Origin of the sequence: Olivibacter sp. EAT-5 (assembly GCF_044784325.1) — a bacterium.
Lineage (GTDB): Bacteria > Bacteroidota > Bacteroidia > Sphingobacteriales > Sphingobacteriaceae > Olivibacter > Olivibacter oleidegradans.
In genome coordinates this window covers 3,753,724-3,766,435 of record NZ_CP173028.1, presented here as the reverse complement: position 1 = coordinate 3,766,435, position 12,712 = coordinate 3,753,724, and the positions used below count along the sequence as shown (strand labels likewise).

General features: G+C 41.5%; 7 protein-coding genes. All 7 read right to left on the bottom strand.

The window, feature by feature from the left end:
* Positions 1 to 28: 28 nt before the first annotated feature.
* Complete coding sequence (locus tag ACH11B_RS15510; RefSeq protein ID WP_377609659.1) at positions 29 to 3,142, bottom strand: SusC/RagA family TonB-linked outer membrane protein; 3,114 nt, start codon at positions 3,140 to 3,142, stop codon at positions 29 to 31.
* 50 nt (positions 3,143 to 3,192) lie between these two features.
* Positions 3,193 to 4,344 carry a prolyl oligopeptidase family serine peptidase gene (locus tag ACH11B_RS15505; RefSeq protein ID WP_130857597.1) on the bottom strand — a complete coding sequence of 384 codons (1,152 nt, stop codon included), beginning with the start codon at positions 4,342 to 4,344 and terminating at the stop codon, positions 3,193 to 3,195.
* A gap of 10 nt (positions 4,345 to 4,354) precedes the next feature.
* Complete coding sequence (locus ACH11B_RS15500) at positions 4,355 to 5,365, bottom strand: Gfo/Idh/MocA family protein (protein WP_377609661.1); 1,011 nt, start codon at positions 5,363 to 5,365, stop codon at positions 4,355 to 4,357.
* A gap of 180 nt (positions 5,366 to 5,545) precedes the next feature.
* Complete coding sequence (locus tag ACH11B_RS15495) at positions 5,546 to 6,604, bottom strand: LacI family DNA-binding transcriptional regulator (protein WP_013666107.1); 1,059 nt, start codon at positions 6,602 to 6,604, stop codon at positions 5,546 to 5,548.
* Positions 6,605 to 6,728: 124 nt separating this feature from the next.
* Positions 6,729 to 9,110 (bottom strand): mechanosensitive ion channel family protein, encoded by a 2,382-nt coding sequence (locus ACH11B_RS15490; protein ID WP_377609663.1) that lies wholly within the window; start codon positions 9,108 to 9,110, stop codon positions 6,729 to 6,731.
* A gap of 91 nt (positions 9,111 to 9,201) precedes the next feature.
* Positions 9,202 to 11,193, bottom strand: coding sequence for an FAD-dependent oxidoreductase (locus ACH11B_RS15485; RefSeq protein WP_377609665.1), 1,992 nt, complete (start codon positions 11,191 to 11,193; stop codon positions 9,202 to 9,204).
* Positions 11,194 to 11,213: 20 nt separating this feature from the next.
* Positions 11,214 to 12,674 carry a RagB/SusD family nutrient uptake outer membrane protein gene (locus ACH11B_RS15480; protein ID WP_013666104.1) on the bottom strand — a complete coding sequence of 487 codons (1,461 nt, stop codon included), beginning with the start codon at positions 12,672 to 12,674 and terminating at the stop codon, positions 11,214 to 11,216.
* Between the last annotated feature and the right edge of the window lie 38 nt (positions 12,675 to 12,712).

Here is a 12,712-nt window from a genome sequence, read left to right as displayed (position 1 = left end):
TTTTTAGTATGTAACTCCATGTCATTCATTAAAGTCCGACTCTTAGTCCTAACATATACGTTCTTGGTATAGGATATACCCCGTCGTCAACACCCGAAGCCAATGGACTCGTACTACCGATTTCCGGGTCGAAGCCCGAATATTGTGTAAAGGTTAGTAGGTTTTGAGCGCTCACATAAACGCGAATCCGTTTGATCAAACCCTCATCGGCGAATAAACCGCTAGGCAAGCTGTAACCCAAGGTCACATTGCGTAGGCGAAGAAAATCTCCTTTTTCAATGTAAAAGGAAGAAACGTTGGCATAATTTCCGTTGGCATCGGTATAAGTCAATCTTGGAACCGTATTACCGCCATTCTCGGGTGTCCATCGATTTAGAACCTCCGCCGATGCATTAATGACACCACTCCCTCCAAAGTATTTAATCGGGTAGGTCGAAAATTTGTTTACATGAAAAATCTCATTCCCTGCAACTCCCTGAAACAAAATATTCAAATCGAATCCTTTATAAGAAAAATCCATATTTGCACCATATGTTAATGACGGCCAAGGACTTCCAAGCTTGACACGATCCGCATCAGACAATACACCATCCCCATTTACATCTCTAAATCTAAAATCGCCTGCCTGTGCATTCGGCTGCAGTGCTTTATTCACTTCCTCATCCTGTTGATAGATTCCATCTACTATATATCCTCTAAAATATCCGATAGGCTCGCCAACTTCGGTGTATGATGAGCTCATACTCGTAAAACCGACTGTTGGTCCAGTGATAGGACGACCCGTCCCCAATGATAATACTTCATTTTTCAGTGTTGCCAAATTGAAGCTCAGATCGTATTTAAATTCGCCGCTGTTACCATTATATCCCAGTAGTAATTCCAATCCCTTATTCCTAACCTTTCCACCATTTACGGATGGTGCGCTCTCAAAACCTGCCTCCATCGACACCGGTAAACTTACCAACATATCCTTCGTATCTTTAATATAATACTCTGCGGTCAGATACGCGTGATCATTTAAAAAGGAGGCATCAAGTCCGATATTAATCTGCTCACTCGTTTCCCATTTTAGGTTTTGATTTCCCGGGCGGATCATACTTGCGCCAATCGCTAAGCCTTGATCCGGACCTAGCACATAATTATCGCCCACTCTTCCCAATCCGATTGTACTCGCATAGCTAAAGGCGCCAATAGCGTCGTTTCCTAACTGTCCCCAACTGGCCCTTAATTTCAATGAGTTGATCGCTTTGATCTGCTTAAAGAACGTTTCTTCCGAAATATTCCATCCTGCCGAGAAAGAAGGAAAGTTTCCCCATTTATGATTCGGACCAAAATTAGAAGAGCCATCCCGGCGAATACTTGCCGAGAAGAGATATTTATTTCGGTAAGTATAATTAATGCGGCCCAGGTAAGAGGCCAAGGAATATACGGATCCCGTGCCATTGGCTCTGCGTTCTAATTCGGCACTACCATTGATAATCTGAAGATTCTCGTTCTGGAAATCTCTAGCCGTTACACCGATCCAATCGTTCGTGTTTTTTTGTGCCGTTTGACCAATAACCGCTGAAATATTATGCTCATTAAAGGCCTTATTAAATGACAAGGTATTTTCTATCAACCAATTCAATCCCTGCGTATACGTCTCTCCCAAAATAGCTTGTAAGTTGCGATAATGACCTCTTTCAACTTTAGGTTCCCAAGTGGTGCTTCTATTATTATTGGCGTCAATGCCAATGCTCGTCCGCCATTTCAGGCCATTGACGATTTCATATTCTCCATAGGCATTTCCATACATCCGCATATTTTTCAGAAAGTTTTCCATCGACTCTGCGCGGAGAATGGGGTTGTCACCTTGGGTAGAATAATAGGCTGAAGAACCGTTAACGACGTCTCTTAAACCCAGTGTGGGGTAAAATTGTTGTGCAAGGTTAAAGATACCCAGCCGAAAATCTTCATTGCGCTGCCCTTTACTATGGGTATAAGCAAAAGCCAAGGTTCCTCCAAATTTTAGTTTATTGCTCACATTGACATCCACATTGGCTCTACCCGTATATCGCTTACTCCATGTTTCGATTAAAGTCCCTTGTTGATCCCGATAGCCTAAAGAAAGAGCCGCCTGCACTTTTTGAGATCCGCCACTTACATTCACATCGTAATTCTGTAAAGGAGCAGTGCGGAACACCTCTTCAATCCAATCGGTTCCCTTACCGAACGAAGCAGGATTAGCCCACTCGGGATTAGGGGTCATATTCGAGTTACTATATAATTCGTTAGCCAAGGTGGCAAATTCTTCCGCATTTAAAAACCGTGGCTTCTTCCACAGTTGCTGCAAACCACCATATGCATTTAGTTCAGCTGTCGTTACCCCTTCCTTTCCTCTTTTGGTCGTAATTAATATTACTCCATTTGCTGCTCTAGCGCCATATATAGAAGCAGCCGCCGCGTCTTTTAAAATCTCAATCGATTCGATATCGTTTGGATTTACGATTGACATTCCATCAACTCGATCGGTACTTCCACCGACGGTCATACCGCCACCGCCAACTGGGAATCCATCAATTACGTATAAAGGTTCATTCCCACCAGTCGTACCAACACCACGAATGCGGACGGAAGTTGCACCACCCGGGGCACCCGTTGTTTGACTAATCGTAACCCCGGGGACTTTGCCTTGGATAGCGCCTGTAAAAGAAGCAGATGCCACTTTCTGCAATTCAGTAGCCTTAACAGAAGATACGGAACCGGTAAGTTCTTTCCGCGATTGCGTACCATAACCAATCACTACGATCTCCTCTAAGCTGGTAAAGTCCTCTTCCAAACGAACTTGTAAAGATCGCCGTCCCAGCAGACTAACTTCTTGTGGCTTATATCCTACAAAAGTAAATAGGAGTGTCTCCTTCCCTGTCAAACGCCTGAGTTGGAATTTGCCGTCTAAATCGGTTGAAGTACCTGCCACCCCACCTTTAACCTTGACACTGACCCCGGGCAGCGGAGATCCATCGGAAGCGGTTACGTTACCGACTACATCAATAAAATCTTGCCTATTCAACCTGTTGGTTTGCTGAGTACGTGCCATTACTTCTTCTCCAAGAAGTAACATCCATACTACGCTAAGAAAGAGAGCGTAATTTTTTCTTCTCATAAGTTTTAAGGTTAAGTTTGTGAGTTTGTGGTTTACATATAAGATTTTATTTATTTCAAGAAATATTCAAAGAACAAGTAAGCAATTTCATTTGCCTCGTTATTCGGCTCATGTGTAGGCCTATTGTGCATAGCGACACGATTATCATAGCCAAACCTGTGGTTTAGTGCTATGATCCGATTTAATGTGTGCCATCGGTCCGGCGGATCCTCGGCACCTCCTAGTACTAAGAAAGGTCTCGGTACCATAAGTGCATGCAACTCATGCAGATTATATCCATTCTTAATAAGCCAGGGATATAATCCAAAAGCCGGATTTTCCTTACTTATCAAGCCGCGTTTTCGCCATGGTTTTGGATGATAACCCAGGTACCAAGGCTCCCAATAATTGATCGATTCACGATCATGCTGAAATAAAATTCCCGGATCTGACCATACGGCGCAAGCAAAACGATCGAACAAGCAAGAAGCGAACATGGCCCATTTACCACCAAAGGAATGTCCCATAATACCTATCTTATCGGATGAAACCTCCGGAAAGTTTGCCAATGCATAATAGGCATTAGCGGCTGCGTAAGCCAACATGGATAAAGGTTGTACCTGCGCATGCTTTATATTCGGATAAAACAGGGAAAATTCTTTTCTTTCTGAAGTGGCTGAAGTTCCAATAGATAACGTTATAAAGCCTCTTTTTGTTAACTGCAGAGCGAAATCACGATTTGGTTTTCCTTTACCTATAGCCGTTTCCGGTTCATAAAATACGGTGATAACTGCCGGCTTCTTTCCCTTGGTTTTTGGCACCAATAAATAGCCGGTTGTTTCCTCCGTTGGCGTCCAGTAAAATTTCACTTCACACTCAAAGTAGCTTTCTTTTTCATTGGTATCGATAATTGACAGTTGTTGCTTCTTGAGTAAGGCCGGCCAATTTCCCATCAGACTATCCCAGCGCTTTTTTATTTCCAGTTGGCGCTTTGAGAAGTCTTGCACGGTGGATACACTATCGCCATTGTAAAAGATGTTGAGTGGTCGAAGTGAATCTTGTTTATCCTTAAACTCTTGTGGTGGGCTAAAATAGGGAGCAATTTTTTTCCATATCTTTTCTTTTTGGCTATTAAACAATGTTGTTTCCTGCGCATTTAACGAAAATGCGAAGCCTAGATATAGTCCCACCAGTATCCATCTCTTATAGTCACGTTTTACCATTGCCTTCATTTTATTGCATAATCTCATGCAGAAAGACGGCGGCCCCTGCCCTGCTTTTACTTAGATCAGCAGCTTCCATAAAGGCCAATATTTCCAGTGTCTCTTCTTCTTGAACAGGGGGCCGTTTTGTTTCAAAGAACTGCACGATTTCTTCCAATAAGGGTTGATAACCTTTGTATGGGCCAATTAACTGGATTCCGGTTGTGCCAAAAGCAGTCCCCCCAAAATCACGTTTTCCCTTTCGGATCCCTCTGAAAGTTCCCAAACGTCCATCGCTCCAAGTACCTACCACGATGTCAGTGTCCGGTGTAGAAGTTCTGGTAACTGATTTACATCCCCTTCCCATCACGGCATAAAGCGTTTCCACGCCATGTATGCCATACCAAAACAGGTCAGGATGTGTGGCTTCCAAGGTAGCAGGGCTATAGGTATCTGCGCCCGTGACATCGCCAATCGACTTCACTTCCGTTATTTCTTTAATATGCTCGGCATAACGCAAAGAAGAAGCGGAAAATACCGGAATTCGCTTTTTCCTCGCGTATTCGAATATTTTCTTTGCATCACGATAGGAAGCGGCCATGGGTTTATCAATAAAAAGAGTTTTTCCGGCATCGATGACGGGAATAGCTTGCTCGAAATGCAGGCGACCATCATTAGTTTCCAATAATACGTGGTCAACCTTCGTCAATAAATCAGCAATAGAATCTACAATTTCTATTCCTAATGTGCTGATCTCTTGCGTATAACCGGCTATTCTTTTGGTGCTACTTTCAATATCTCTACTACCATAAGGATAGGCAGCAATAATTCGATAGCCCTTTAATGCTGCATCCGGTGTAGCCGCATTTAAGGCTTTGGCAAAGGCAATACTATGCGATGTATCTAAACCAATGATTCCTACCCGTTTTCCATTCACATTTTTGAAACTTGCTTTGCCAGTCAGCGGAAGATTGAGCAGGCTGATTGACAAGCTCGAAATAGTTGCCTTTTTGATGAAGTCTCTTCTTGGAATACTATTCATAATTTATTTTTATACAACGTGTACGTACACGAATACTTTTAATGATAAAATAAGCTGTCTTATAACTTCTATTCTATTCCCAGTAAATACACTCAGCTAAAGTTTACAATAACGGTTACGTTACCGCAATTTACGAAAAGATATTTCAAATGCAAATTGTTTTTAAAAATTTCAAGGTTATTAATTATGGTAGAAGCGATAATTCTCTTTGGTTACAATATCAATGGGCATAAATTGATCTTCAATTCGCCGTTCGTGCAGATCTGTATAGCGATGGAGTGTCATAATACCTCTATAACCTTGTTCCTCAGGCTTCTGACAGATTAAAAATTGAATGATACCTAATTCGAGGTATTTAATATTTTCTTTTAAGAAATCATATCCGATGAGCACCTTAACAATGCTCTTCCGTTCGAAATAATGGGCAACAGCAGAGACTCTGGAGTTTGTTACAAAAACGCCTTCTATCCCCTTCTGCTCGCTAAAAACTTTATCTAAAGCATCTTCTATGGAAGAAGAATCTGTTTGTTTAATATCCAGCTTTAAGATTTGAAGCTTTTTGTTATTTTTTTCAAAATAAGCGCGGAATCCCTCCTCTTTCCGAAGGAGGTGGTGGTATTGATCGAGTTCCTTTGATACGTTTATCAATAATACTTTGCCCGTTTTGACGGCAAAATCCATCAATTGCGCTGCCTGATAGCCACTACAAAAGAGATGCGGCCCGATATAACAGACACTGTTCTGCCCGGGTACATCCGAATTGATAAAAACATAGGGAATTTTGCGTTCATTGCAGCGTGTGGTTAATTGTATTGCTTCTTCGACAAATGATGGTGCCACTAATAGCCCGTCGACAGCTTCCTCGAGAATTAAATCGACCTGCTTTAGGAACGATTGTTTATCATTAAGGTCAAAAAAAAATTTCAATACCACAATGCCGTATTGTTTCAATGCTTTGGCGGCTCTATCAATACCGGATAGCGGAGCCTCCCAGAAATCCGTTTCTGTAGAACTAGGAATTAACACGGCATATTTTGAAACTTTCTTTGATGCTAATCGACTTGCAATAATATTTGGCTTATAATCGAACTCTTTAATGATATCGTTTATCCGCTTCTTGGTTGCTTCCGATACACCCTTGCGATTGTGCAAAACACGATCAACAGTAGCGATTGAAACATTAGCCAAACGTGCAATCTGCTTGACACCAAATTCTTTATTTTCTAACGATTTGCTCATAGTATCAACGAAAGTATCTTTTTATTAAAATTAAAACAAATTATCTGGCTGTATTTAATAAAGAAATGCCGGCGCCACTTACGTTGTATCGTCTAAAAGCAACCTATCCCATACTAACTTTTATTTAAAGTGTTTCAATCTCCTTCTCTGCCAGTTGCTGATAGATAGCCTCACTGATCGTACTCTTGGGAGCGTCTGTATTATTGAGATTACACCAAAAGAATATTTTGACTGTTGACCATTTTCCATTCAACGGATTAATAATAACGCTCGGTGCTTTCCGCTTAAACACGTGTTCATTATCCAGAATGATGGTTTTGATCATCTCTACAATTTCCTCTTTATTAAATGGTTTGGCAATAGTTACCGTTAGGCTAACGCGAATATTATTATTACTTAGGGTCCAGTTGATGATATTATTAGAAAGTATATCACCGTTTGGTATGATAATTTCGGCGCCATCATCGCTTAACAAAGTGCTTGAACGAATACCTATTTCTTTTACCTTTCCTTTTCGATTTCCTAATTCAACAACGTCGCCAATGCGGATCGTACGATCAAAAATCAAAATAATCCCGGAAACAAAATTGCTTACTATGCTCTGTAAGCCTAAGCCGATACCCACACCTAAAGCACCTAACACTACGGTGATTTTATCGACTGGCAAACCCGATGCTGCAACTGCTAATAAAAAACCGGCAATAAGCAATACCAATCTGGTAATCAGCAACCTGGAGTGTTCTGCGTTGGCATTTTCGATGGTATCATCCCCTGTTTCGCCAAAAAAGTAGGCAACATATTTCTGCAAAAAGTTAGCCGTCCAAATAATTCCAAGAAATAGTAAAACACCGCCAAAGGTAAAAGAGAAGCTCCCTATTTTGCGTGGTGTGCTTAAAAACGAACCAATAACTTCGCTAAAGAATTCCAGAATATCTAAGTGAGCTGTCAGCAATACAAACCAAATGAAAACCGCAAGGTAAGATATAATGGTTGAAAACTCTTTGGCAATCCCCTCCCATTCGAAGTGATCGGCGTAACGTTTACGCATCCTACTTGCTTTAATTTGCAAAAGAAAGGCTTCGGTAATTAGACGTACGACTACAATGAGGGCAACCGTATATAATAGCGCATATACACCGGTTGTATAAAAAATCTGCATAAGGGTGGTTCTTCCGAACATATTGGCTATAATAGCTAAGCCATTAAATAGCATATACAATGTTCCGGCTATAACCAATATGCGATAATTCCCCGCAATAGGCTTTAATTTACGCAACGCTATCACACCAAAGGCAGTAGACATTAAGTTGATCAATAAAATCATCCATCGTTGTGCCTGAGAAGAAACACCCAATAACCTCACTAAAGACAGCGCAATGAACAAGATGACAAATATGCCCCATGATAGCAAAGTCTCTCGAGGTAATCTTTTTAAAAATACTGTTGTAAGTATAATCAGTAATAAAAATTGGGTAAATTCTAAATACAAGGCCGGTGCCTGTAAATCAAAAACAGGTGCAAGGGCAAATATCAAGGTAAAGGCAGACAATATAGGAATTGGGGTTAATAACCTTAAATTAAGATCTTCCAAAATATCCATTTTCCCATGATTCTTAACGCTTTTGAAGTTATAAAACACCCATACAAAGAATAATAAACCCGTAAAGAGTAGGAGCACCCGGTTACTTCTTGTGTTTTTGAAATAATACGTATTTATTTTCTTTTCACTATCAAACATTTGATTAAACTCCGGATACTTCGCATCCGTTGTACTCGATCGCTTTTCCCACAAATAACGTTTCTCTTTGAGAAAGGCCTTTGGACCAATTGACTTTAGTTGCACATTGGTTTGGTATAAGAGCTCTTGGATTGCCAGTTCGTTGGTGGCTACATGCGCGCGCAGGCCGTTTAGCGTGTTTGTGGCCGCTCGAATGATGCTATCAGTTCCCACCCTTTTTAATCTTAGCGCCTTTATTTGAACGCTAAAAGAATCGCGAAGCGCCTTCGTTCTAAAAATCTGGCGAATGACTGTATCTTTTCTAAGCGCCGCTATTTCTTTTTTAATGCCATCTAAATCTTTATCATACGAAAGGATAATGTCATTGTATCCGTTTGCATTATCGGTCATCTCATCCAATAGCGTTCTGAACATCTGCAAATTTTGCAGATTGAATGTTCTAACATTTAAAGACAAACGTTGTTTCAATAAACTGATGGTGGAGTCATCCGCAGCCAGCTTACTTATTATTTCCGGAATACGACCAAAAGAAGCGGTTACGGTAGGCACCTTGTTTAAGGTTTCATACACACGTTCCAAGCCCTCCAAATAATCGCCGGTAGAAAGCATATTAGTATCTGCTAACAACGACGAGTCGTTTCTGGAACGCTCGGTTCTCAAACTGCTCTGCGCACTTACCGTAACCGCTAAGAAGATAAATAGTATAAAAAAACAAGCTTTAAAGGCCTCATGGAAACCATTAATAGCTAATTGATTAGCTTTGTTCATATGGGAAATAGACAATCATATTTACTCAAGATAAAGATAGAACTTAAATAAATACAATCAAGCATATCATACTGCCCGCCAAAGACTAAATTTATTCCTTTGGAACAAACAGGACACTATTGGCTGCTATTTTTCCACTGGCTTTTTCATTGCTGATCTCCACGTAGCTGGCTTCGCTGTTTTTTATTGAATAATTACCCAGCCAAACCCACTCGCCGGAAGTCTGTCCTTCAATTTTGATATCCGCTAAATTCAGTGTTTTCGCTGTTTTTTGCTTACCATCAAACACGGTATACAAGAGCTGTGCACTGGAATTTTCGATTTTCGGAAAATAAGTATAAATGTCGTAGTTTCCGGGGCTAAGGTCGGAAGACTTAAAGCGAGCCGTACTTCGTTGACTATGATCCGTCGAAATCAAATAGCTCGATCCAAAACCACCTCGCTTTTCCTCTTCCCATTTGCCGGTTAGCTGCACATCTTTCCGCTCCATGCTATTGATCCAGATGTCCGGTTTACGGCCATCACCCTTAGGATTATTCTTCCATAAGGCCTTTATTTCGTGAGCAGAAACGTCCTGTATAGCTTTTTTTCCGTCGATTGCCAAGCAGGCGGCAAAAGCGGCTGACTGACTTAGTACCATAAAAACAGGTTCCATTCGGATGGACCCGTAGGCGATATGGCTAGCAGAAAGGCAAACAGGTACCAGGAGGTTAGATACTTCTGTCTTTTTCGGAACAATTGAGCGATAGGAAATTGGGAAGGGGGGAAAACCACCTACTTCTACATTTCCCTCGTTTTTAACCATACCATTAACCACCAGTCGATCACAGTTATGAGAATCCATCGTGTAAGCCGCATAGCCGATATCATCCTTTACCACCTCCCTCCCCTGGCAGTGATGTTGTGTCATCACTACTTCACCGATCATTCTTCTTGCTTCCCGTATATAAAGTTGCGGACTCCAGTTCCCGTGCTCCGTATACTCGTCTTTCGGATAGCCCCAAGCTAGCATTTCATTCCGAATGAATTCAGGAACCGATGGGTCATGCCCGACAAAATACAGAAGCCCTTTGGTATAATCTTCATGGGCCTGAATGATTTCCTGCCGTCTCGCGTAATCGGCTTCCGGATAATCCCAATTCATCCCGATCATGTCTGTAGAAAAACCGTTCCGATTATTTATATCGGTTTTGTTATTAGGCATTCTACTCCAAATAAATACGTCATTTAAAGACTTCCAAGGATATTTCTCTTTCCACCTTTTCAATAATTCATATCGTTTGGGATCATAATTACGTGGTTTTTCAATGGTTATCCGATTGGCAGGATTGTTAGTTAAACAAATTCGAAAATTATAGGCTTGTACTTTTCTATCACCGGTTCCATTCGCTTTTAATACTTCGTCATTGATTCCCCACAGGAGTCCACTACTTTTATCACCGGGAATTTGATAAGGATCAATCCCATCGGGAAACTGATGGCCGTCCATCAGCTGTACTCCATTAAGCGTTTCGCCATAAACCTGGTTATCTTCTCGACCTACATGATAAGAAACTCCGGATTTTGCCATTAAATCACCTTCGTAGGAACAATCAATAAACACATGGGCGCTTATAGCGCGCTCCTGACCATCAGTGCCTTTTATTGGTGCTACCAAAATTTGCGCGATATGGGTTCCTTTCTTTTCGACCGCTGATAAAACGTGCTCGTAAACAATGTCAATTGAAGCCTTTCGCATGTAATCCCTAAAAATACTATCAGCTACTTTGGGTTCAAAAATCCACTGCTCGAATTTCCCATAGTGTTGTCCGATCTTGCGATAAAAATCGAGCGCTAAACCTTTTACAACATATTTATTACCGATATCGGTATAACCTAAACCACCGGAACTCATTCCCCCCAGTCGCGTTCCCGGTTCAACGAGCACCACCGATTTCCCGGCTTTAGCTGCTGTGTAGGCTGCGATGACACCGGCAGAAGTGCCGCCGTAAATGCAAATATCATAATCCTTAGCTTGCGCCTGCAATTGAATGCAAGCAATCAGCAATACCAAGAGGTAGTAAGAACTTCTATTTCTTATCATTTTCATATAATTTATTACTATCAATAACCGGGATTTTGGTCACTCGGATTTAGGGCATTATTATTATCCATTTCCACTTTAGGAATTGGCCATAAAAAGTGGCTGTCGCTAACCGCTTTTCCTTTTGCCGATTGGATTACTGCACGAACCTGGTCTCTACCCAATCGTTTTAAGTCGTTCCATCGCTTGCCTTCTACCATAAATTCATATGCCCTTTCCTGAAAAACAGCATCGCGGAAAGATTGTTGATTTAATCCTGCCCAATCAACCTGCGGATTGGGTGTATTGACGTCTACCCCATACGCACGTCTTTTAACTTTATTCAACGCTTCATAAGCTTCAGCAGAGGGACCTCCCTCCAATTGATTTGCGGCTTCGGCATAAATTAATAGTACATCGGCATAGCGTAGCACGGGCATATCGTTTGCACTAGCGTCAACGGCCACCGAAGCTAAGTCCTTAAACTTTCTAAACTGATAGGGCTCATTGCCAGGCAACTGGACTAATGCTCCTGTTGATCGGTGAATATACGAATCATACAGGTTAAATTCTTTTCGCAAATCACGATCCGACCAATTGGCAATCAGCGGAAAGGTTTCGCGCGCATAGATGGTGCGGAAACCAAATGGCGCGTAAAGTGTGTTCTCACCATGTATATACACGAGGTATTGGAAACCCAGGCCTCCGGAAGAAGAGTATTTGAAAGAAAAGATGTCTTCAGCACTCGTTACTACATCAGCACCGAAAACTTTTTCAAAGTCGTTGACTGTAGAAACCGGTACCAATTGGTATGTTCCCTCATCCATTACTTCCTTAGCAAGGTTACGTGCCTGTTCCCAATTCGCTAACGTTAAATAGACATAGGCCAACAGCGTTTTTGCCGCCCCTACGGTCGGTCTTCCAGGAATTGTTGCTACAGCAGGCAGATTCGCAATTCCTGTATTTAAATCTGCTATAATGAAGTCGTAGACTTCTTGTTCGGTACTCCGAGGCAGATCTGTTGGGTCATTGGAAGATTGCCTTAACGGTACCCCGCCCCAATTCCTAACTAAATCAAAATAAGCCAAGGCCCGAAGGAATCGCGCTTCTGCCAGTATCTGATTTTTCTTGTTTTCATCCATATTAATAGCCGGCACTCTTTCCAATACAATATTTGCTCTTAAGATGGATTGATAAGCAAATCGCCAAATAGTCTCTGCACGACCGATATTGGCACCGTCCAAACCATTGTACTCACTGACAGGTCCAAAAGAACCTCTTCCGTTCGCGTAATCCGAGCAAGCTTCGGTTAGTAACATATAAAAGCCTCCATAATAGCCCAATTCTCGAAATGGCGCATAAATTGCATTAACGGCAGTTTCAGCATCTTGGGCCGTCTGATAAAAATTTTCTTCTGAAAGTCGATCTATCGGAACTTCTTCCAAAGTTTTACTGCAGGCAGCAAATAAAATGATCGAAAATATATATAAGAGCTTTTTCATTTTTTCCATAATTTTTGTTGGAACCTTAATATTTTGTT